Consider the following 23,391-nt stretch of genomic DNA (forward strand, 5'->3'; position numbering starts at 1 on the left):
ATCGTTAGCGTTTTTCTTGCTCGCCTTAAAGTCACTGATATTGGCACTGGCTTTACTGGCACTACTGCGTTTAACGTTAGCTTTGTTGGCGCTGATACGCGGCTTATTTGATGCAGTCGGTACATTATCGATCGCGCTTTCTGTTTCAGCAGCCGCTTCGATATTGTCAGCTACCGTTACTTCAGCCGAACTCGCTTCAGATTGTTTAGCCGCCGCTTTTTGTGACGTACGTAGATTGGCATTGGTGTCTGCTTGTACCTCTAAAGCACGCAGCTCACCAGCCATTTTGTCCAGTACCGCATTGATCAGTTTATGAGCATCCGTCGCGCCAAAGTGATTATTTAGCTTCATCGCTTCATCAAGCACAACCTTATATGGAATCTCCATACGGTTTTGTAGCTCGTACGCACCAATGAGCAAAATAGCATGTTCAACCGTATCTAACTTATCAACCTCACGATCGAGATGCTGGCTGATAAGCGCATCTAACGCTTCAATTTGCTCTGGGATATCGCGCATCATTTCGTGATAGTAGCCGATATGGACGGTGTGCATAGCGTTGGTTGCGCGCGTGCGTGCCGCGATATCATGCGGTGCATTGTCTTTCCAGCCAAGCTTGCCATCTACATCAAAGCGGCGGTCGGTGACGAGCCACTCGTATAGACCTTGCATGGCAAAGCGGCGCGCCTTACGGATAGCAGTGTGACTGGTCTTATAAGAAGACTCACTCATATCGAAGGTTTGATCACCTGCACTACTGCTCGCTATACGGGTAGCTTCAGCTTGATTGGCTTGTGCGGTTTTCGCAGCGCTAATAGCGCGCTTGAGTTGGTCAGTCATAGGGGGTCTGTACCTAAATTTTTGAGATGATACCCAGTCAAAATATAAATAACAAAGTAGCTTTTTAGCTTTGTTTATTCAAAATTTTAAAGGGTATAGAAATACGGCGAAAATTCAAAAAATAGCCAATTATTTTGATAGCTGGCCTGGGCTATGAGGTGCTGCTATTGCTCAATAGCAGCACCAGTTAGACTAATAAATTTGAGCTTTAAGGCTTAAGCTTCATCGATATCGTCGTCGATGTCTAGCTGTGACAAAACAGCGATCATCTCTAGCACAACCATCGCAGCTTCAGAGCCTTTATTACCTGCTTTTGTACCAGAGCGCTCAATAGCTTGCTCGATGCTATCAGTAGTGATGATACCGTTAGCAACAGGAATATTATAATCCATTGCCACAGCACTCAAACCTTTGGCCGACTCGCTGGCTACAATATCAAAATGTGGCGTACTGCCACGGATGATTGCACCCAATGCCACAATCGCGTCAAAACGATCTGACTCAGCAGCACGTTGGGCCACAAGTGGTAGCTCGAATGCGCCAGGTACGCGAATAACAGTAATGTTGCTACCCAATACGCCATGACGGAGTAGGGCATCGATGGCACCATCGACCAATGACTCAACGACAAAACCATTGAAACGACCGACGACGATACCAATGCGAGCATCAGCGTTTTGATGCAAGTTACCATCGATATGAGTCACGTCGTTGCGCTGCTGTTGTAAATTCGACATAAAAAATCCTTTGCTTAATAAGCGTTCAATTGAAATATAGGCGTCAATAAATAGCTAAATAGTCTGATGCGCTCAATCGACTTAGCCGCCTATTATTTTGGCGTTGCTCTAGTTAATTGAACGAAAATAAATGGTTAGCGCTATGATAGCATTTTTTTGGGTTTTATTTGTATATTACGAGCGTACTAAAGACGCATCTGTATCCCTTTTGCTGCCATATATTCTTTGGCCTCTTGTACCGTATACTCACCGAAGTGAAAAATACTGGCGGCAAGTACGGCATCGACGCCGCCTTCTAGTACGCCTTCTGCCAAATGTTGCAGGTTACCAACACCGCCTGAGGCAATAACAGGCACATTGACGCGGCTCGTAATTTGCTTCATCAATGCCAAATCATAGCCTTTTTTGGTGCCATCACCGTCCATCGAAGTGACTAGTAATTCACCAGCGCCCAGTTCAGCCATTTTGCTCGCCCAAGCGACGGCATCGATACCCGTTGGCTTGCGACCGCCGTGAGTGAAAATCTCCCAACGCGGCACAGTAATCCCATCGACGTTGATATCAGCAACGCGTTTGGCATCGATGGCCACAACGATACATTGGTTGCCAAACTTCTGTGCCGCTTCACCAACGAACTCCGGCGTAAATACGGCTGCTGAGTTAATCGCCACTTTATCCGCGCCCGCATTGAGCAAATTGCGAATATCAGCGATTTTACGCACGCCGCCGCCAACAGTCAGCGGAACGAATACCGTTTCCGCCATGCGCTCAACAGTATGATAAGTGGTATCGCGCTCATCATTAGTCGCAGTAATATCCAAAAAAGTAATCTCATCAGCGCCTTGTTCATTGTAGCGGCGGGCGACTTCGACAGGATCGCCTGCATCTTTGATATCGACAAACTGCACGCCTTTGACCACGCGGCCATTGTCAACGTCCAAGCAAGGAATGATACGCTTTGCTAACATAGGGTCTTTCACCTTATAATCAATTCATAGGCGCTAGTCTAGCAAAATCACTGCTATTTCAGGCAGGTTTTCGCAAGATTATTACGCTTTTCACCATCGTTTTATCATGCGCGGTACAATTGCTGTCATTACCGCAGAAATTTATCCTATTTAACTTCTTATCCAATTGCTATAAGTGAGATGTCATGTCCGTCTATACCCAGTTAACCGATGACCAGTTTGCCGCCTTTTGCCAAAGCTTTGGCGTATCGTTTGCCCGCGCGATTCCGATCACTCAGGGTATTAAAAACTCAAACTGGTTTATTCAAACGACTGACGATGTGGACGGCACGTACTCTTACGTGTTTACTTTATTTGAAGAGCGTCCGCCCGCTGATATCGAAAAAATGGCCGTTATTCTCAATCAATTGAATGGCAAGTTACCAGTCGCTGCGCCGCTAGCCGTTATTGAATCAAATAGTGCTCAGGCGGATAGCGCCATCGATGATAAACGCTATGTCATCCATTACGAAGACAAAGCGATTACGCTAGTGCCATGCCTAGCAGGCTCACATCCCGAGCAAACCACGCAAGCAATGTGTCACGATATTGGAGCGGCATTAGCGATGCTGCATGAGACACTCCAAGCACTACAACCAAGCGAGCAGTACGGCGTGCCTTTGTACCCGTGGAGCGAGGTGCGCGACCGTGAAATGCAGTTCATGCCAGGTGACGAAGCCAAGCTGATGAGCGATATCTGGTGCGCTTATTCAGAATTGCCACTGGCCACTTTGCCAAAAGGTCTATGCCATTTAGATATGTTTGCCGATAATACCTTATGGAATCTACAAAAAGGCGAAGCGCGTCTGACAGGCCTGTTGGACTTTACCGAAGTCAGCGTCGAGCATTACGTGATGGATATTGCGATCACTATCAATGATTTTTGTACCACGTGGGGCGTTGCAGAACAAGGCGAATCTGTGAACTTTGACCGCAGTAAAATGGCGGCGTTCTTACAAGGTTATGAATCGATCCGCCCGCTAAATAACGACGAAAAACGTGCACTACCTGTTATGCTGGCAAAGGCGGCGGTGATTTTCTGGTTATTACGTCTAAATGTGATTCACTACAACCGTACCGAAGGCCGTACGGGTGATAACATCATGGTCAAAAACCCTGACTTGATGAAACGTCTGGCCGCTTACCATTGGGCGCATGTTGAAAAGTCGCAAAATACCGTATTTGTATTATTAACCAAACCAGACAATCAAATAGTCGGTGTGTTTAGCAGTATCACCCAAGCTGAGCAAGCGCAGCAAATATTAAATAGTAGTGAGTTTACAATCGAAGAGTATAAGCTTGATCAATTGTCGTAAGCGTTGCTTATTCATATATCCTAGTACCAATGCTAGGCTAATTTTAGTACCGAAACCTTAGAGGCGATCCTATGACCGATCACGTTGACAACTGGCACAAACTGGCGCGCTTTGACACTAATATACAAGGCGAGCTGCGCGCCAACCTATTGCGTAATAACGGTATCACGGTCTCTTTGCAGCCGCTCAGCGCCATTCCTGGTATGAATTCTGGTATCGTTCTGTGGGTAGATCATGGTGACTTGGCACAAGCCCAGCGCATCCTAGCCAGTATCGACACAGACGACAATGCGGGCGCTGACTTACTTGCCAATATGAGTGATGCAGAGCTTGGAATTACCCCTGAGTCTGCTCGCCACCATAGATCAGATGATGAGCATGCCATACAAAATAATAAAGACGGTGAATGATAAATGTGTCAACTCTTAGGAATGAACTGTAATACCCCAACAGATATTGGCTTTAGCTTTGCAGGGTTTCGCAAGCGTGGCGGAATGACGGACAGTCATGAAGATGGCTTTGGTATTGCCTTTTTTGAGCGCAGCGAATGCAGCAATAATGACAGAATTAACGATGAAACGGCAAATGACTCAACGGGTCTGCGTCTGTTTCATGATAATCGTCCAAGCCATCTGTCGCCAGTCGCTGATTTGGTCAATAATTACCCAATCAAAGCCATGAATGTCATTGCGCATATCCGCAAGGCGACACAAGGGCAGAACTGCTTGGCAAACACCCATCCGTTCGTCCGTGAGGTATGGGGCGAGCAGTGGGTGTTTGCGCACAATGGACAGATGAATAGCGAATTTATCAAACGCTGTCAGCGCCTGCAAGACAACGGCAATGCCTCACACTGCCAGCCAGTCGGTTCAACTGATTCTGAGATGGCATTCTGCTATTTGGTCAATCGTCTAAAAAGCAGCTTTAAATCGCGTCCTGATGACAAAACGCTGTTTAATTTTTTGACCACGCAATGTCGTTATCTATCGGCCAATGGGCTATTTAATTGCTTAATATCCAATGGCAGGTGGCAACTGGCTTATGCAGGTAGCTTACTGTTTTATCTCACGCGCAAAGCGCCATTTGGTGAAGCCAAACTGGCGGACGATGATATGGCGATTAACTTTGGTGACGTGACTACAGACACGGATAAAGTCACGATTTTGGTCACTGTGCCATTGACTGAAAATGAGAAATGGCAGCAATTGGCGGTCAATGAATGCTTAATATTTCAAGATGGTGATGTCATTTATAAAGACAGCCCTAGCCAGCGCAAGTTTTTGACAGTGGACGAAGGCATTGCGATTGCACGGGAAGTTGGGGCGAGTGTTTAGCGGCTAATATATATCTAATGTTGTTTAAATATAAGCCCCACAACACCGCTTAAACTTCTCTCCAGACCCGCAAATACACGGTTGTTTTTGCGTCACCGTCATCGCAACCGTGGGATCTAAAAAGTACCAACGCGCATCGTTATTAGTCTTGTCTTTTGCTTTTACAAAGGTAGACAACTCATGATGCGCTTGTGTTTTTCCTGCTAAATCATTTGTATTATCTTTGGTATTAAAATAAGCCTTAAACTCAACCTGTGCATGTCTTTTGCCCAGCTTAGGTATGTGCTGTACGATTTCCAATCCTGCCCAGTCTGTCTCTTTGGCCCAGCTCTTAATTGCCTGAACGTCAAGCAAGCCTTGCTGCGCAGGTACTGTGGTCTTGACGATATACTCTGGCTTAATTAATACAAACGCACTATAGCGCGACCGCATTAACCGCTCAGCATCAGGAGCGGCAAGTGATTCGTGGTACGGCTGGCAGCAGTCTTGATAGGATAGAGCCGTGTTTGCCATTTCTGCTGTTGGATTGATTTGGCAAGGGCAAGTACGTAGGGAAGGTTGCATATTTGACTCTAATATTCGTCTGGGTTTATTCGTTTATGCTCAATGGTCTTATGATAACTTTATTGCAGCATACTCTTTATTAACTCTGGCAATATACCAACCTTAAGCTGCGCCCATGCAGAAGGGTCGCTCAGTCGTGACCAAAACATCTCAAAAGGCGGGGCAACATATACTAGTAGTGCAAGGATAGTATATAAGAGCAGATACCACCATTTGTCTTTTGGCTGATAAAACTTCATTGCCGTGCCCGATGAACGTTTCATTTTCATATTGGACAAATTGACACTATATAGCTCGTCTAATGACAAATGCACCATCGCGCCCCCAAATAAAAACAGACCATAAAACCAACTGGTCGTCAGCGGTAGGTTTAGACCGTAATAACTTAAGCAAGTCAGACCCAACCCCAGTATCGCCATATATGGCACAGAATGGATAACGCCGCGATGTACTGTCATAGTAGTAAAAATATGAAAGATCACATAACGCATAAAACCATAACCTGCCAGCCATAATGCGATCAATGCGAGCAAGCTCAAATCACTGCGCCAATGCATGACCAGGCCAAAGGCAAAGACAAACGAGGTAATATTAAAACCCAGCTTAATCGGTGTTGAATTATCTGAATCCAAATCTGGCAGCAATCCACCGATGGTACCAAGCGCCACGCATACTAAAAACCCTGAATCATCAATCAATCCTGCTTTATAAACCGTCAAACTCAGTGTGCCGCTGACCATAAAAGCGACATTTAGGTGGGTATTAAAATTTGCCATAAAACTCATTCAATCCTGCTTTATAAACCGTCAAACTCAGTGTGCCGCTGACCATAAAAGCGACATTTAGGTGGGTATTAAAATTTGCCATAAAACTCATTCATCCATAGCGCTCAAAAAGACCTTTCGAGCGGTGCATCTAGCTGTAAAAAAGCGCACCATGATACCATAGACCGTCCATACGTCTAACAGAGATAGCCTTTAAGGGATAGCGCCTATGCCTGCCAATGATTTACCCGCCACACTTAACTCTGATACTCATACTAAGGAGCTGCCGGTATTAGGAGGTCAGCTTGATAACAGTTTTGCTGAGATTGATTGGCAAGCACCATGGTTGTCACATATCGTTCAACTAAATTACCTCAGCAACAGCATTGTGCATCTCAGTAGGCCAAGTCAGCAGAATAGCTTAAGTGAATCGGATAGTTTAGATGAGCAGTATGTAAATGCTTCTGACATCAGTACGCCTGACACGGTTGCCAACATCTTAAAAACGGCGATGCAGCAGCAGGCCAATCATTTAGTGCAGCCGTTACCGCAGACCAAACCTATCCATAACCAAGCGCCTCAAACGCTACAGTTTGTCTCTCAAAACGCATTACCTGAAGGAGAGGCTTACGAGCATTTCATCGGCACAACTGGCAACATTCCGACGCGTGATAACTTGCATGACTTATTTAACGGCAGTATCTGGCTGACCTTTCCCAAGACTAAAGCGGTGCTGAATTATTACCACATGTTGGAAATCGCCAAACAAGGCATCAGTGAGCGCCGAGGGCGTGTGCGCGATACCATCACTGTTTTTGATGAGAATGGCGCAGTGCTAGTGACTTCTGATGCTAGTATCGGTGAGGCATTGATTGATTTTGACTGGCAGGCAAGTTTGGTGACGCCCCGTGCTAAATGGGATAACCCAACCCAGCCTGATAACAGCGCTCAAGCCGCAGTCTATATTTTTGGGCATGCCTTGCTAGAGCAGTTACTACAGCCGCGCAAACCCTTATGTGCGCACAGCATTGTCATTTACGTGACGCAAAGTTTCTTTACCCTACCATTAGCTGAGCGTATGAGCTATTTGGATGACAAAGTTGCCGAATACATGGACACATTATTATCAAAAGATGACGTGACACCGCGCCAACTTGCGCCATTGCCAATCTTAGGTGTGCCGTATTTTTGGGCAGAAAATACTGATACTGACTTTTATGAAGACAGCTATGTATTTCGCAGTGGTCGACGCCAAAAGAATAAAAAATAAAGAGGAATGAGTCACTCAAGATTGGTTAGCCAAACCTTTGTTACGTTTACGATTGTGCCACGATTTGACAACGTCCAGACGTTAACAAAGCCTCATATGTTTGTTATGGTAAAAGGACGTTTCTGTTAAACAGGAAAGAGATGGTTATCTCTTTTGTTAACACAGAGTCACATCAGACCGTTTTATTAAACTGCTCTGCTGATTAAAGATATATCGATCATCTATTGAGCCACCAGTTATACATAAACTTATAATAATTTATGTCTAGGATCTATAACAACGATAAGGAAGCTATCATGAGTGATATTTTTAATGTAAAAGACACCCTTTCAGTTGCGGGCAAGGAACATGCCTACTACAGCCTGCCCAAACTTACCGAAACTTACGAGCATATCAAAACGCTACCCTTTTGTATGAAGGTGGTGTTAGAGAATCTATTGCGTAACGAAGACGGTGGTCAGTCAGTCGGCAAAAACCATATCGAAGCGGTTGCTAACTGGGATGCGGGCGCTGAGGCGTCAAAAGAAATCGCCTTTATGCCAGCGCGAGTGGTGTTGCAGGATTTCACTGGTGTGCCCTCAGTCGTTGATTTGGCTGCGATGCGTGATGCAGTGGTCGAGCTTGGCGGCAAAGCGGAACAGATTAACCCATTTATCCCTAGTGAGCTGGTCGTCGATCACTCTGTACAGGTCGATGCTTATGGCCGAGAAGACGCGCTCGATTTGAACGAAAAGATTGAATTTAAACGCAACAACGAGCGTTATGAGTTTTTGCATTGGGGCAAGCAAGCCTTTGAAAACTTCGTTGTCGTGCCACCAGCGACGGGTATTGTGCATCAGGTCAACCTTGAGTATCTAGCCCGTGTCGTGATGGCAGCTGATGTTGATGGCGAACTCATGGCTTATCCAGATACGGTGTTTGGTACCGACAGTCATACCACCATGATTAATGGTATCGGTGTACTTGGTTGGGGTGTGGGCGGTATCGAAGCGGAAGCCGCGATGCTAGGCCAACCGTCTTCTATGCTGATTCCGCAAGTAGTCGGTTTTGAGCTAAAAGGCAAGCTAACCGAGGGTGTTACTGCAACCGATTTGGTATTACGTGTCGTTGAGATGCTGCGTGCACATGGTGTAGTTGGTAAGTTCGTCGAGTTTTATGGCGAAGGCTTACACAGTATGCCGCTAGCTGATCGTGCCACGATTGCTAATATGTCACCAGAGTATGGCGCAACTTGTGGTATTTTCCCGATTGACCAAATGGCGATTGATTATCTGCGTCTATCAGGTCGCGAAGAAGCGCAGATTGAACTGGTCGAAAAATATGCCAAAGCGCAAGGTCTATGGCACGATGCCGATACGCCAGCGGCGACTTATTCGAGCAAGCTAGAGTTAGATCTGTCGTCAGTACAGCCCGCATTAGCAGGGCCAAACTTGCCACAGCAGCGTATCAACCTGTCTGATATGCATGAGAAGTTTGGCGAAACGTTAGAAAAAATGACCAAAGATCGCAAGTCAGAAGTCGAAGGTAAAGTACGCTTTGATCAAGAAGGCGGCGAGCAAGAGCAAGCGGAACACTTGGCAGCCGAACCAAACATCGACGTTGATACCGAAACTGACGATAGTAAAGGCTACCAGCCAGCTAATAATGTGTTCTCAAGCGTTAATATTGACGACAAAGAGCACAAACTGCGTGACGGTTCAGTCGTGATTGCTGCCATTACTTCTTGTACCAATACCTCAAACCCAGCCGTTATGATTGGTGCCGGTCTAGTTGCCAAAAAAGCCGCTGCTAAAGGCCTAAAAGCTAAGCCATGGGTCAAAACCTCACTGGCACCGGGTTCTAAAGTCGTTACTGATTATTTAGAAAAAACCCATCTGATGGATGAGCTAGAAAAAACAGGCTTTTACCTCGTCGGTTATGGTTGTACCACTTGTATTGGTAACTCAGGCCCATTGTCAGAAGAGATTGAAAAAGGCATTGAAGAGAATGATTTGGTAGCGGCGGCAGTACTGTCTGGTAACCGTAACTTTGAAGGTCGTATTCATTCTCACGTGAAGGCCAGTTACTTGGCATCACCACCGCTAGTGGTCGCCTACGCATTGGCAGGTACAGTCGATATCGATATGACGACCCATCCGCTAGGCCAAGACCAAGACGGTAATGATGTATTCTTAAAAGACATCTGGCCAACTTCAGAAGAAATTAACGAGTTGATTGCCAATAACATCGATGCTGATATGTTCCGCAAAAACTACGGCGAAGTGTTCGACGGTAGTGCCGCATGGAACGCCATTAGCTCAGCGGATAGTCAACTGTATCCGTGGGATGAAGGATCGACCTATATCAAAAACCCGCCGTTCTTTGATGGCATGACCATGGAGCCAGAAGGCATCCCTGATATCGAAGGCGCACGTATCTTAGGTTTATTTGGTGATTCAATCACCACCGATCATATCTCACCAGCAGGTAATATCGATCCAGACTCACCAGCAGGTAAGTACTTGCAAGAGCGCGGTGTGATGGAAGCAGACTTCAACAGCTATGGTTCACGCCGTGGTAATGATGCAGTCATGACTCGTGGTACTTTTGCCAATATCCGTATCAAAAATACCATGATGGGTGGCAAAGAGGGCGGCTATACCTATTACTTCAAAGATGATAGCGCTACGCTACAAGATGGTGAAGAAATGCCTATCTATAACGCAGCGATGAAGTATAAAGAAGATCAGCGTCCGCTCGTCGTACTTGGTGGGTCAGAGTATGGTTCAGGCTCTAGTCGTGACTGGGCAGCCAAAGGTACGATCTTGCTCGGCGTAAAAGCGGTATTGACCAGCTCGTTTGAGCGTATTCACCGCTCAAACCTCGTGGGTATGGGCGTGTTACCATTGACGTTTAAAGATGGTCAAAATGCAGAGACTTACAAACTAGATGGTTCTGAAGTTCTGAGCATCACAGGTCTGGATAATGGTGAGAGCAAAACTGCCAAAGTCACTGCTACGCGTGCTGATGGTTCGGCAGAAACCTTTGAAGTAAATGTCGGTCTACAAACACCAAAAGAGCGCGAATACGTACGTCATGGCGGTGTGTTGCACTATGTACTACGTCAGTTGGCAAGCGAGAGCAAAGAAGCAGGCTAGTAATTAGTTAAGCTTTGTATGATAAAAAGCCCAACCTCCTTCAAAGTAGGGGGATTGGGTTTTTTTATGGAAGACTTTTTTTCTTGTTGCTTTACTCTTTAAGCCTTTTCAGTCAATAACTTAATTCCCAAGCCAATAAATACCATACCACTGATTCTATTTAACATCGTTTCAATAGAGGGGTTTTCCCGCAAGCGAGTACTAAATCGCGCCGCCAATAGCGCCAAACAGGTACACCATATAAAGCCAGTGGTGGCAAAAGTCAGTCCCAATATCAGAAATGACAGCATGCCATAAGCATAACTAGCGTCGATAAACTGCGGAAAGAATGCCAAGAAGAACAAGGCTACCTTTGGATTAAATACATTGGTCAACACGCCTTGCTGATAGATTTTCCAGCCGTCTACGGCCTTTTGGTTAGTCACATTCTGAGCTTTAGACAAATGGTTCGCTATTGAGTTCGAGTTTTTGCTCGTTAGCATTTTAAAGCCTAAATAACACAAGTAAGACGCACCAATATATTTCACGAGCATAAATGCCGTAGGGGAGTTGGCGAGCAGTACTGACAGTCCTAGAGCTGCGAATAATGTATGCACCAGAGCACCTGTGGTGATGCCTAACACAGAATAAACCCCTGCCGCTTGTCCTTGCGAGACACTGCGGGTGATGATATACATGCTATCGGTGCCGGGCGTTAGGTTTAATAAAATAGCGGCTAGGACAAACCCTAGGTAATTCTCAATACCAAACATAGCTAATCCCTTCCTTTAATAGCACCAAAAATCCATACGTCGTAGGGCATTTTTATATTGTATAAAATGCTGATGGGATAGATAGTAGCGAGCATTGAATAGGTTGGCAATAGCGCAGATAGCCATAAGGCAGTGAGAGCAGCGTTAAGACATATTGGAGAAATGACAGACGTAAAAAAGCCCAGTCACCGTATGATGACTGGGCTTTTTTTATTGTTCGCTTATTAGTCTGATCTGATGCTAAGCAAAAGTGCTAATAAGTGACGCCGAATAGTGGCGTCCCCAGGGGGATTCGAACCCCCGTTACCGCCGTGAAAGGGCGGTGTCCTAGGCCTCTAGACGATGGGGACGCATAGAGTGTTATAACCAGTGGTTACAACGGTACTTCACAATATCAGATAGCTTAGTAAATAAGCGTTGCCTAGGTGCTGATATCGTCCTACTAGCGAGTATTTATGATTACGTTTCAGTAATACTGAGCGTTGCTATAAATAAGTATGGTGGAGCTAAACGGAGTCGAACCGTTGACCCCTTGCATGCCATGCAAGTGCTCTACCAACTGAGCTATAGCCCCTCGCTAAGAGTGTGCGTATTTTATGTAAGAGCGGCAGTCTTGTCAACAACTATTTTAAAAATAATTCATAAATATGCAAAAAAAAGTGATTTAACCTATTTTAAAGGCTTAATAAGCCCAAATTAGCGTGGATTTTGCTTAAGCGCGATCTCTTTAATGGCTTTATCGGTATAAAACTCTTCTTCGCTACCATCAGAAAAAATGATCGCACAGCATTCTGTTGGCATATATTGACCGCCTTTCTCTCTGATCGTTCTGATACCTTTGACGCCAATGATGTCATATTTGCCCAATTTATCTAGATTATGTTTGGTATAACCACAGTAAGTGCTGTATATCCATTTTAAATCTTCGAAGTCTTGGCCCTTGGTCAGGGTCAAGGTTGCATCAAACAGCTCCTTTACGATGGCATCATAATATTTCTGTGCTTCTTTTAGGGTATTAAAGACATAATCTTTGCTTTCTATCGTGACGGTTTTAGCGGCCATGTTTATTTCCAATTGAAATATTTAATAAAAGACGTTTAATAGTACGAAGATAGTTGTACTGATTAACAACGAAAAAAGGGCCAGAGATGGCCTGACCCTTTTACATTCGACAAGTTTAGCTAGTTAACTGTTTAGTAGATAAGTTGTTCAGCTTCTGAACTATTCAGCAGCAGCTAAGAAATCTGGCAATTCTGCCGCTTGTTTCTCAAGTTTTTTCAATTTCTTTTTACCGAGACCACCCAGTACATCAACTGCATGACGCAAGCGAGTCAGGGTCATGTCAGCGCCGATAATCGCCATAGAGTTCATGACTGGCGTCGATGAAGTGCTACCAGCAATCGCGATAAAGAACGGCGCCATAAAGTCGCGCATCTTGATATCCAGATGAGCAGCAAGGCCTTTTAGCGTGGCATAAATGTTTTCTTCTGACCAAGTTGGCAAGACTTCTAATTGCCAAAGCGCTAATTGCAGCATCTCGATAATTTGCTCAGGCGTGAGTGATTTATGAGTGAAACTCTCAGCATTGATATCAGGTAGGTTTTGGAAGTAGAAACCACCCCAATTCACCGCATCAGTCAATAGCTCGATACGTGGCTGAATCGCCGCTGCAATAGCAGTTAGCTTGTCACTGTTGCTGGCCCATTCAAGGATTTTGTTCTTCAATTCTTCAGGAGTAAGCGCACGTAGCCATTCTGCATTAAGCCAGTTTAGCTTTTCGATATCGAAGATAGGGCCGCCAAGCGACACACGCTGAATATCAAAGCTGGCAATCATCTCTTCTAGCGTAAACTGCTCAGCATCATTAGGCATTGAGTAGCCCATACGACCGAGATAGTTTAGCAATGCTTCAGGTAGCACGCCTGCATCACGATAGTAGGTGATAGAGGTTGGGTTTTTACGCTTAGACAGTTTTGACTTATCAGGGTTACGCAGTAGCGGCATGTGGCAAAGGGTCGGCATTTCCCAACCAAAATAATCATATAGCAGTTGATGCTTAGGCGCAGAGTTCAGCCACTCTTCACCGCGCATCACATGAGTGATTTCCATCAAGTGATCATCAACGACGTTGGCTAAATGATAGGTTGGCATGCCGTCTGTTTTTAGCAGTACTTGCATATCGACTTGAGTCCAAGGGAACTCAACGGTGCCACGTAGCATGTCTTGTACCTGACAAGTGCCTTCGGTCGGTACACGCATACGAATCACGTGCGGTTTGCCCTCGCTTACCAATTGCTCGGTTTTTTCTGGTGCAAGATGGGCACAGCGACCATCATAACGAGGGGTCTCGCCATTGGCCATTTGTTCAGCGCGCATAGCATCTAACTCTTCACTGGTACAAAAACAGCGGAACGCATGGTCTTTTTCTATAAGTATTTCAGCGTGCTTTTTATAGATATCGCTACGCTCGCTCTGACGATAAGGGGCGTGTGGGCCGCCAATATCTGGGCCCTCGCTCCAATCTAGACCAACCCAGCGTAGAGCATCCAAAATCATTTGTTCTGATTGCTCAGTCGAGCGAGTCTGGTCGGTGTCTTCGATACGTAAGATGAATTCGCCGCCGTGAGCTTTGGCAAAAGCCAAGTTAAACAGGGCAATATAGGCAGTACCTACGTGCGGGAAGCCAGTTGGTGATGGGGCGATACGCGTGCGCACAGGGCGCGTGCTGTCAGTAGAGGTTTGCATGATAAAAGTCTCAAAGTTTGCTATCGATATAAGCTATCAGTATAAATAGCGATGAAAGATATGAAGTCGATGTTAAGAAATAGCGTAAAATATAGCGCTAGTATAACAGAGACATGTGATATTTTTAATGAAAAGCCCTTCTAGAGCTTGACTACAGGTGTATCCTTGCGATAATAATGCTAAGCAAGTCATAACTTGTTTATTTTCATCTAATTACTGGCCAGTATGGTCGTCATCTATTGAGTTGTTTGTGTCCCTATCAAAGTCTAAGCCAAAATCGAAAGCCAGTCCTTCTGCCGCCGCTGATCTCTCTGAGTCAGTGCCTAATCCTTCTGCTGTAAAGGATGCGTCTACGCAAGATGTCGATCTGGATGTTACTCACGCCCGTCATGAGGGCGATATCACGTCTGATGTATTAAGTTTTATCCATGATGCGGTACTGTTGCAAGAGACTGTCGCTGCAGTACTCGGCGTAAAATCCTTGCCCAAGCAAAAAGAAGGCGACCAACATAGCTTAAATATAAGTGGTATCTATGTTGATGCAACTTTTGGCCGTGGCGGCCATAGCAGGCTACTATTAAGTCAACTTGCCGATGATGCAACACTGATTGTCTTTGACAAAGATCCGACCGCCATTAGTGTGGCGCAAGAGCTGGCAAGCAAAGACAGCCGTGTGCGTGTGGTTCATGATAGTTTTGCGACGTTGACCGATAGTCTGGCTGCTATGGGCATCACTGAAGTTGATGGATTGATGGCAGATTTGGGCATTTCATCACCGCAGATTGATGATGGTAGTCGCGGCTTTAGCTTTATGCGTGACGGGGCAGTAGACATGCGTATGGACACCAGTCGAGGCCAGTCAGTTGCCGAGTGGCTTGAGCAGGTTGACGATGAGACATTGGCCAATGTGCTCTATGAGTTTGGTGAAGAGCGTCACAGTCGCCGTATTGCTCGCGCTATCAAACAGATGGACAGCTATGAGTCTACGCTTGAGCTGGCAGAGGTGATCAAAGTGGCGCATCCCAATTGGCAGCGTGGCAAACACCCAGCCACACAAAGCTTTCAGGCCATGCGTATTTTTATTAACAATGAGCTGGGCGATGTCGACGACTTTTTAGCGCAAAGTATTCCCATCTTAAAGTCAGGCGGACAGCTTGCCGTGATTAGCTTTCATTCATTAGAAGATCGCCGTATCAAGCAGTTTTTGCAGCGACATAGCAAAGGGCAATATCCAGAAGACGAAAACCTGCCGATGCCGCCCAATCGTCCACGTTACTTTAGCAAACCTAAACGCGTTGGCCCAAGCAAAGCTGAAACGAGTCAAAACCCGCGCGCGCGCAGTGCATGGTTACGTATGGCAACTCGCACTGACACAGAGCATCAGCAGATGGCCGCGCCATAAATCATGGGTGAAAACACTGAGCAAATCGCATATGATTGCTATTGTTTGTCTGAATGATGCATAAATGTCTTAATCGCTACGCCACTGTTAAAAAGCTGTAAATATTGTCTGTTAGGCTCAGCAAATAATTTTCTGTCATTTATTAGTTGAGAGTGGCTGAGAGATCAAGTAACTCAGTCATTCTTTACTCTAAAATCACATGGTTATTTATTCGACCTATTCGACTTTGCAAGACAGCAGGTTTGGTAAGACAGCAGGTTTTGATATGACATATCGCTATAGCGGTAGGCTGTTGCCGTTATAAGGCGGTTATCTTTGGTTTTATTTTTATCAATGGTATGGCTGAGCAATGATGCGTTCATTGTTTGCAGACCATTATCTACTTTATCGTTTACGTTCACTTTTTGAGATCGTCATGGCAATATCTGACAAACCTGCAAACCGCCGCGCCGCCGCGCCCTATAACACCGATATCGGCGAGCTATTCGTGCGTCGGTTCAATGTGGTGAGCATTTATGTGGTCGTATTACTGCTCTTGGCAGCCGCAATCGTATGGAGCGGCATCAAGACTGCCGAAGCCGTTCAGCAATATCATCAGGATTATAAAACCTTGCAAGACATGAAAAAACAAGAGCGTAAGCTACAAATAGAACATCAGCGTCTATTGATTGAGCAGCAAACTTTTAGCGCGACACCGCAAATCGCCAGTCGTGCAGTGGCGGAATTGGGTATGTACTCACCGACATTGAAGGATAAACTGATTATTCAACCGGGTGTCGCCACCGCCTTGGCACCAGTAGTCTCTGATGATGACGAAGATGAGTTAGATTTGGATGTGGTCGGACCACGAGCCTCTACCGATATCTCCCCTGAAGAACCGGTAGCGGAGGCAGGACAATGAGTGACAAAAAACCTAAATCCACACCAGCAAAAAACACCAGCAAAAAACCATCCAGTGGCAAGGTGACCAAACCATTACGCCGTGCGAGTGCTGCCAAATCTGGACAAACGAGTGATAAAGCGGCAGGCAGTCGTAAAGCCAAATTATTTGATCGTATCAAAAAGAGTGACACGAAAGGGACGCATGCTAGTGCCAGAAACCCAAAGAGTAAAAGAGGGTTTTTAGGTAAAGCCTCTGGCGCGTCCTCTCGTGGCGGCTTTGAGCAGGATAAAAACCGTTTCCGTACCGTTTGGGGTTTGGCGCTGGTTATATTGGTGCTATTGATTGGCCGTGCCTACTATATTCAGGTAGCCAACGCGCAGTTCTATCAAGACAAAGGCAATGAGCTCATTACCAGTGAGCGCACGCAAAAATCCTATCGAGGTATGATTACCGACCGTAATGATTTACCGCTTGCGGTGAGCGCACCGCTGGCGACCGTGTCGTTTAGCCCGCATGATTATGCGAGTGAATACTACGAGCTTAAACGTATTATCTTGACCAATCCTAGCAGTCCACAATTGCAGGCGCGTATGCAAAAGCGTCTGGACAATATGGATCTGACCACACTGGCTGCGGCTGCCAATATCTCTGTCGATGAGCTAAAAAAAGCCACAGCAATCGATGATAGTATTGATGTGACCGATGAAGCAGCAGTCAAAGCGGCGCTGCCGTCTGGTGCAGGCTCGCATTATTTACCCCTTCTCAACAAAGTCACACCTGAGATTGCGCAAAGTGTTAGCTCGCTTGATTTTCCTGGTGTCCATGAGAAAAACTTCTTTCAGCGTTATTATCCGCAGCCGCAATCTAACGCGCAGCTGTTAGGATTTATGGGGCAAAACGCCAACGACCCTGAGGGTGGTTATGAAGGACGTGCTGGTATTGAGCGCCAGTATGAAAAAGATTTAGCAGGTGATGATGGCAAGGTGCTTGTTTTAAAAGATGCCAAACAAAACAGCTTAAAAGAGATCAAGCAACTTGAGCCTGAGATACCAGGCAAAGATGTGGCGCTGACGATTGATTCGCGGTTGCAGTATTTGCTCTATAAAGAGCTAGAAAAAGCAGGGCGTCTGCAAAAAGCGCGCTGGTCGACGGGTATGATCGTCGATGTACAGACTGGTGAAGTGCTGGCGCTATCCACATGGCCATCATTCAACTCAAACAACCTCAATGAGATGACTGGTGAAAACCAGCGTAACCGTGCGCTGTTGGATGTGTTTGAACCAGGTTCGGTGATGAAGCCCTTTACCGTTGCCGCCGCCCTAGACTCAGGCAAATATACGCCGACTACTTTGATTGATACCAACCCAGGTTCAATTCGCGTGCGTGGCTATACCATCCGCGATCATAATAACTTGGGCATGATCAATATGGCAACGCTACTACAGAAGTCTAGTAACGTGGCTTCGACTAAGATTGCGTTGTCGCTACCGCCTGATGCCATCACTAATATGCAAAGACAGTTTGGCTTTGGTTCAAAAACACCTTTACAGTTCCCAGGTGAAGGCAGTGGTCTCATTGTGACACCAAAAGAGAAAGAAACCTCACGCCGTGCGACAGTCAGTTATGGTTATGGTTTACAAGTGACACTAGCGCAGGTAGCGCAGGCTTATTCAGCCCTCGCAGCAGGCGGAGTGATGCACCCGTTGACTTTGATTAAGAACGACAAACCGCAACCAAGCAAACGCATTATGGCGCGCGAGCAGGCGATGTCTATTGTACAGATGCTTGAGAGTGTGACCGAGGCAGGTGGTACAGCTAAAGCCGCCGCCATTGATGGATACCGTGTGGCAGGCAAGACTGGTACCTCGCGCCGTATCAATCCAGAAGGCGGGTATTATACTGATCAGTATCGTAACGTCTTTGCTGGTATGGCACCAGCGTCTAATCCAAAGCTTGTGGGCGTCATGCTTATTGAAGATCCGCGCGGTCAGATTTATGCGGGTCTAACGGTCGCACCTGTATTCCACAACGTGATGAAAGAAGCGTTACGATTATACAATGTGCCTTTGGATAAGCCGCTTAAAACAGAACCACAGTAGGCGTTTAATGATTTTAAGTAGTCAGCTCTTTAGGGGCTGATTTGTATTAACTGTTTAGGATTTGCCCATGACTATGCCTACCTTATCGCCAAATAGCGCCACTGTTACGACGGCCACTCTACAGCAGCTTATCGATACGAGCGATAATAGGCTGGCGCAACAGCTAACCGCGATGATCGCAACATCGGTTCAACAGGCATCGAGTCAGTCAGGGGCGGATCAGATTCAATCTGTTGCTCATATTCCTTTTCAGCAGTTCCAACTAGACAGCCGTCAACTATCCAATAATGACGTATTTATCCTTTTAAAAAGCCACAATCCAAACTACCAAAAGAGCCGACATTATCTGCTACAAGCCGCTGAGAAGGCCGCTTTTGTCCTCTCAGAAATGGATCCTGTTGCCTTGATTAGCGAAGCAAATACTCCGCTGAATATGAATGGTGAGTCTAACGCACAGCAGCAATTAGCAGCGCTGCCGTGCCCAATCTTATACGTCCCTAATATTCGTGATTTCTTAGGTAGCTTAATCCAAGCATATCTGCAATATCAGCAGCCAGTGACCCTGCCAAAGGTGGTCGCTGTCACGGGCACCAATGGTAAAACCACCATCAGTCAATTGGTGGCGCAGCTGACCCAATTAACAGGCATGAGCAGTGCAGTGATGGGTACGGCAGGTAATGGTCGCCTTGGCGCTTTGGTGCAAGCCAGCCATACCACTGGAGACGCCTTGGCTGTACAGCAGTTCTTGTATCAAATGGGCACCGAAAATGCTGAAATATTGGCGTTAGAGGCCAGCTCTCATGGTTTGGATCAGCAGCGTTTACAAGGCGTGCCAGTTAGCATTGCGATTTATACCAATCTGAGTCGTGACCACTTAGACTATCATGCTGATATGGAAGAATACGCGTCTGCCAAAGCCAAGCTGTTTGATAAAGCTCACTTCCCAGATTTGACCCATGCCATCATCAACGTCGATGATGAGCATGCTCAGATTATGCTTGATACAGCCACTGCTAGTGACTTGACGGTATGGACATATAGTCTAGAGCCTGCAACATCTGCTACTTTTGTCGCTGCTGATATCGAGCCAAGTCTACAGGGTGTCAAGATAAGTCTGCGTACTGACTTTAATGATAAAACAGTTGGTGATGAGAAAACGGATATTATCGAGATTATCAGTCCATTACTCGGCCGCTTTAATGTTGCTAATTTGCTTGCCGCTATCGCAGCAGCAGTAGCGACTGGTATTGTTACTAGTACTGAGTCTGCTACTGAGTCAAATGTGGATATTGGGCGCATTGCGACTGCGGTCACGCAGCTACAAGGTGCGGTTGGGCGTATGCAACGTGTGCCATCCAATGACGGCTGTTTTATCGTTGATTATGCGCATACGCCAGATGCCTTAAGTCAAGTGCTGGCGAGCCTGAAAACTCACTGTAAAGGCCAGCTATGGGCAGTGTTTGGTTGTGGCGGCGATCGTGATGCAGGTAAGCGTCCATTGATGGCGCAGGCTGGCCTCACAGGTGCTGATCAAGTTGTCTTGACCGCTGATAATCCACGTACCGAAGACCCTAATGCAATCTTGCAGGATATGCAGGCTGGGATGAGTGCTGAGCAATATCAGCGTACGCATATAGAACCTGCTCGCCAAAAGGCCATTAAGTATGTCGTGAGTCAGGCAGGTGTAGACGATATTGTCGTCATCGCTGGTAAAGGCCACGAGACCTATCAAGAGATTAATAACGTCCGTTATGATTTTGATGACAGTGTTATTTTGCAGCAAGCGTTAGATAAAGCCGGCCGCATATAGTCGATTGACTATCGATACGCTTATTATCAAAAAATTAATTATTAAATATAAAAATGAAGTAGTCATTATATAAGGTAACCATTATGACAGCCGACCACGATAACACCATCCAGTCGCAAGGGCTTTATGTCTGGCAAATGGATAATATGCTCGCAGCGACAGCATCGCTCGATAGTCATTGGCAGTTGCCACAAGACTATGCAGATGCAGGACAGGCATCATTAGCCAGTAAGCGTATTGCGACCGACACCCGTACTATAAAACCCGGTGATATCTTTTTGGCGTTAAGTGGTGAGAACTTCGATGGTCATGACTATATCGATATGGCAGCATCAAAAGGTGCCATTGCAGCCATCGTGTCTCGTCCTATCTTATCTGAATCAAATGCGATTCCGCAGCTGGTTGTCAGTGATACACGTTTGGCGTTAGGGCAGTTGGCAAGCTATCGTCGTCAGCAGCATGAAGATCTGACCGTGATCGCGATTACTGGTTCTAGCGGTAAAACTACCTGTAAAGAAATGCTAGGTAGCATTTTTGGTCGACTGGCACCGACATTGATTACCCGTGGTAACCTCAATAATGATTTGGGTGTGCCAATGATGCTGCTTGAGTTATCAGATCATCATCGCTATGCCATTTTAGAGTTAGGTGCCAACCACATTGGTGAGATCGCCTATACCACTGAGATTGTGCGCCCTGATGTGGCCTGTATCCTAAATATTGGTACGGCTCATTTGGGTGAGTTCGGTAGTCGTGAAGGTATTTGCCAAACCAAGGCGGAGATTTATCACACCTTGACGGATGCGCAGTTTGCGATTGTTCCTGATAAAGACGATTTTACCAACCAATTGCGCCGCATTGCTGAAAACCACACGTCACATGTGATTGGCTTTGGTAATACCGATGTCAGCGCGAGCCATTTAGATGTAGAGCCAGAGCGTAGTGAGTTTAAGCTACATATCGGTAATCAGATTCATGATATCAACTTGCCATTAGCAGGCGAACACAATGTCAATAATGCTTTGGCTGCTGCAGCCTGTGCGCATGCGTTAAATATCGACGTCAGTGACATTGTGATCGGCCTTGAAAATGCGCGTCCAGCCAAAGGTCGTCTGAACAGTCAAATACTGGGTAAGCACCGCCTAATTGATGATACGTATAATGCCAACCCACACTCGGTACGTGCCGCTGCCAAAGTATTGGCTGCACAAACGGGTACGCAAGTGATGGTGTTGGGTGATATCGGTGAGCTCGGAGAGGCGGCAGTTAGTGAGCATCAAAGCCTCGGCCGTACTATCGCGACCACAGGTATCGATGTGCTGCTCTGCGTTGGCGAATACGCCAATGCTACCGTTGCTGGTGCGAAAGAGATTGCTGATATCAATGCTCAGGCATTCGTAGACAAAGACAGTTTATTACAGTATTTACAGCCGTATTTGCAAGCGCAACAAGCTAAGCCTTGTACTGTGTTATTCAAAGGCTCGCGTTCCATGACAATGGAAACACTTATTCATGCGCTAGTAGAGGAGTAGGCGGTGTTAGTTTGGTTGTTTGGCTGGCTTGGCCAGTATTATACGCCGTTTTCTGCGGTTTCTTCGTTGACGTTGCGAGCGCTGCTTGCGGTGGTCACTGCCCTCGCATTTAGTATGTTTTTTGGCGGACGTGTCATTCAACACCTGCGTTCACTCAAATACGGTCAGGCCATTCGCAATGATGGGCCTCAATCGCATTTGGTCAAGACCGGTACACCAACCATGGGCGGGGTATTGATTCTCAGTGCTATTGGGGTGTCGACTTTGCTATGGGCACGTTTGAACAATCCTTATGTGTGGATTTTGCTCGTTGTTATGGTGATCTTTGGTGCTGTAGGTTGGGCGGATGATTGGCTCAAAATCAAGTACAAAGACCCCAAAGGTCTGATTGCGCGAAAGAAATATTTTTGGTTATCGATGGGCGCATTATTCGTCGGCGTCTCTTTATACTACATCGCCACACTACAGCCGGATATCAACACCACTCGCGAGATGCAGGACTTGTTGATACCGATCTTTAAAGATTGGATGATTCCATTTTCGGCAGTACCTTTTGGTATTGGTTTTATTATCTTTACCTACTTTGTGATCAATGGTGCGTCAAATGCGGTTAACTTAACCGACGGCTTGGATGGTTTGGCAATCCTACCAGTAGTGCTTGTCGCAGCAGGCTTGGGCGCGATGGCTTATGTATCGGGCGATGTGCGCTTTGCGGATTATTTGCACGTTCCGTATATTCCCTATAACTCTGAAGTCATTATCGTTTGTGGTGCCATGGTCGGGGCAGGTCTTGGGTTTTTGTGGTTCAATGCGCATCCTGCACAAGTATTTATGGGCGACGTGGGCGCGCTGGCGCTGGGTGCGATGCTCGGTACGATTGCCGTGATGACACGACAAGAGATTGCCTTTGCCATTATGGGCGGTCTATTTGTTGCCGAAGCGCTATCAGTGATGTTGCAAGTAGGTTCTTATAAATTGCGCAAAAAACGCGTCTTCCGTATGGCACCATTGCATCATCATTTTGAAGAAATTGGCTGGAAAGAAACGCAAGTGGTGACGCGGTTTTGGATTATCGCCATCATTCTCGTCATCCTTGGGCTAATGACCTTGAAGCTGCGTTAGAAAAACAAGCCTCAAATATACCTAACTTTCCTGCTTAGAAGCCATCTCAATGAGTATTGAGGTGGCTTTTTATCGTT

At 46.2% G+C, this 23,391-nt stretch carries 18 protein-coding genes, 2 tRNA genes and 1 pseudogene; 11 read left to right on the forward strand and 10 right to left on the reverse strand.

Going from position 1 to position 23,391, the window contains the following annotated elements; all coding sequences use genetic code 11:
* Positions 1-9: 9 nt before the first annotated feature.
* From nusB to hisF, 3 genes and pseudogenes are all read right to left on the reverse strand, one after another.
* Positions 10-840 (reverse strand): annotated as a pseudogene (nusB, locus tag ACHUET_RS08010) (transcription antitermination factor NusB); the annotation flags it as partial.
* Between the two features lie 215 nt (positions 841-1,055).
* The gene (gene ribH / locus ACHUET_RS08015) at positions 1,056-1,577 is read right to left on the reverse strand and encodes a 6,7-dimethyl-8-ribityllumazine synthase (protein ID WP_058023462.1); all 522 of its coding nucleotides are present in this window, start codon (positions 1,575-1,577) and stop codon (positions 1,056-1,058) included.
* Between the two features lie 185 nt (positions 1,578-1,762).
* Positions 1,763-2,545: an imidazole glycerol phosphate synthase subunit HisF gene (hisF, locus tag ACHUET_RS08020; protein WP_394212006.1), complete on the reverse strand. Its 783-nt coding sequence runs from the start codon at positions 2,543-2,545 to the stop codon at positions 1,763-1,765.
* A 185-nt stretch (positions 2,546-2,730) separates the two neighbouring features.
* On the opposite strand from hisF, the gene ACHUET_RS08025 reads away from it, so the two are divergent.
* From ACHUET_RS08025 to ACHUET_RS08035, 3 genes are all read left to right on the forward strand, one after another.
* Positions 2,731-3,900 carry a homoserine kinase gene (locus ACHUET_RS08025; protein ID WP_394212008.1) on the forward strand — a complete coding sequence of 390 codons (1,170 nt, stop codon included), beginning with the start codon at positions 2,731-2,733 and terminating at the stop codon, positions 3,898-3,900.
* Positions 3,901-3,971: 71 nt separating this feature from the next.
* Positions 3,972-4,310 (forward strand): hypothetical protein, encoded by a 339-nt coding sequence (locus ACHUET_RS08030; RefSeq protein ID WP_394212010.1) that lies wholly within the window; start codon positions 3,972-3,974, stop codon positions 4,308-4,310.
* 3 nt (positions 4,311-4,313) lie between these two features.
* Entirely contained in the window at positions 4,314-5,234 is a 921-nt protein-coding gene (locus ACHUET_RS08035; RefSeq protein ID WP_394212011.1) for a class II glutamine amidotransferase, read from the forward strand.
* A 24-nt stretch (positions 5,235-5,258) separates the two neighbouring features.
* On the opposite strand, the gene ACHUET_RS08040 is transcribed toward ACHUET_RS08035, so the two are convergent.
* A complete protein-coding gene (locus ACHUET_RS08040; RefSeq protein ID WP_394212013.1) occupies positions 5,259-5,798 on the reverse strand; it encodes a YchJ family protein in 540 nt (179 codons plus the stop codon).
* Between the two features lie 59 nt (positions 5,799-5,857).
* On the reverse strand, positions 5,858-6,574 hold the full coding sequence (locus ACHUET_RS08045) for a hydrolase (RefSeq protein ID WP_394212015.1): 717 nt from the start codon (positions 6,572-6,574) through the stop codon (positions 5,858-5,860).
* 217 nt (positions 6,575-6,791) lie between these two features.
* On the opposite strand from ACHUET_RS08045, the gene ACHUET_RS08050 reads away from it, so the two are divergent.
* On the forward strand, positions 6,792-7,832 hold the full coding sequence (locus tag ACHUET_RS08050; RefSeq protein WP_394212017.1) for a DUF3025 domain-containing protein: 1,041 nt from the start codon (positions 6,792-6,794) through the stop codon (positions 7,830-7,832).
* A gap of 296 nt (positions 7,833-8,128) precedes the next feature.
* The gene (acnA, locus tag ACHUET_RS08055) at positions 8,129-10,969 is read left to right on the forward strand and encodes an aconitate hydratase AcnA (protein ID WP_394212019.1); all 2,841 of its coding nucleotides are present in this window, start codon (positions 8,129-8,131) and stop codon (positions 10,967-10,969) included.
* A 98-nt stretch (positions 10,970-11,067) separates the two neighbouring features.
* On the opposite strand, the gene ACHUET_RS08060 is transcribed toward acnA, so the two are convergent.
* The 5 genes from ACHUET_RS08060 to gltX all read right to left on the reverse strand — a co-directional run bounded on the left by ACHUET_RS08060 (position 11,068) and on the right by gltX (position 14,469).
* Entirely contained in the window at positions 11,068-11,721 is a 654-nt protein-coding gene (locus ACHUET_RS08060; RefSeq protein WP_394212021.1) for a LysE family translocator, read from the reverse strand.
* A 274-nt stretch (positions 11,722-11,995) separates the two neighbouring features.
* Positions 11,996-12,071, reverse strand: a tRNA-Glu gene (locus tag ACHUET_RS08065).
* 148 nt (positions 12,072-12,219) lie between these two features.
* Positions 12,220-12,295 (reverse strand) — tRNA-Ala (locus ACHUET_RS08070).
* 122 nt (positions 12,296-12,417) lie between these two features.
* Positions 12,418-12,783, reverse strand: a complete 366-nt coding sequence (locus ACHUET_RS08075; RefSeq protein WP_394212023.1) for a hypothetical protein — start codon at positions 12,781-12,783, stop codon at positions 12,418-12,420.
* 159 nt (positions 12,784-12,942) lie between these two features.
* Positions 12,943-14,469, reverse strand: coding sequence for a glutamate--tRNA ligase (gene gltX / locus ACHUET_RS08080; RefSeq protein ID WP_394212153.1), 1,527 nt, complete (start codon positions 14,467-14,469; stop codon positions 12,943-12,945).
* Between the two features lie 364 nt (positions 14,470-14,833).
* Here gltX and rsmH point away from each other — a divergent pair, with 364 nt between their 5' ends.
* The 6 genes from rsmH (at position 14,834) to mraY (ending at position 23,314) form a co-directional block, all read left to right on the forward strand.
* Positions 14,834-15,868: a 16S rRNA (cytosine(1402)-N(4))-methyltransferase RsmH gene (gene rsmH / locus ACHUET_RS08085; protein WP_394212155.1), complete on the forward strand. Its 1,035-nt coding sequence runs from the start codon at positions 14,834-14,836 to the stop codon at positions 15,866-15,868.
* A gap of 415 nt (positions 15,869-16,283) precedes the next feature.
* Positions 16,284-16,769 carry a cell division protein FtsL gene (ftsL, locus tag ACHUET_RS08090; RefSeq protein ID WP_394212157.1) on the forward strand — a complete coding sequence of 162 codons (486 nt, stop codon included), beginning with the start codon at positions 16,284-16,286 and terminating at the stop codon, positions 16,767-16,769.
* Positions 16,766-18,850 (forward strand): peptidoglycan D,D-transpeptidase FtsI family protein, encoded by a 2,085-nt coding sequence (locus ACHUET_RS08095; RefSeq protein WP_394212025.1) that lies wholly within the window; start codon positions 16,766-16,768, stop codon positions 18,848-18,850. The genes ftsL and ACHUET_RS08095 overlap by 4 nt, the downstream gene beginning before the upstream one ends.
* Before the next feature lie 67 nt (positions 18,851-18,917).
* A complete protein-coding gene (locus ACHUET_RS08100; RefSeq protein WP_394212027.1) occupies positions 18,918-20,660 on the forward strand; it encodes a UDP-N-acetylmuramoyl-L-alanyl-D-glutamate--2,6-diaminopimelate ligase in 1,743 nt (580 codons plus the stop codon).
* A gap of 83 nt (positions 20,661-20,743) precedes the next feature.
* Positions 20,744-22,192, forward strand: a complete 1,449-nt coding sequence (locus ACHUET_RS08105; protein WP_394212029.1) for a UDP-N-acetylmuramoyl-tripeptide--D-alanyl-D-alanine ligase — start codon at positions 20,744-20,746, stop codon at positions 22,190-22,192.
* A gap of 3 nt (positions 22,193-22,195) precedes the next feature.
* Positions 22,196-23,314, forward strand: a complete 1,119-nt coding sequence (mraY, locus tag ACHUET_RS08110) for a phospho-N-acetylmuramoyl-pentapeptide-transferase (RefSeq protein ID WP_075106486.1) — start codon at positions 22,196-22,198, stop codon at positions 23,312-23,314.
* Positions 23,315-23,391 lie beyond the last annotated feature (77 nt).

This window comes from Psychrobacter piscatorii (assembly GCF_043641605.1).
In the GTDB taxonomy this organism is placed as follows: Bacteria; Pseudomonadota; Gammaproteobacteria; order Pseudomonadales; family Moraxellaceae; genus Psychrobacter; species Psychrobacter piscatorii_C.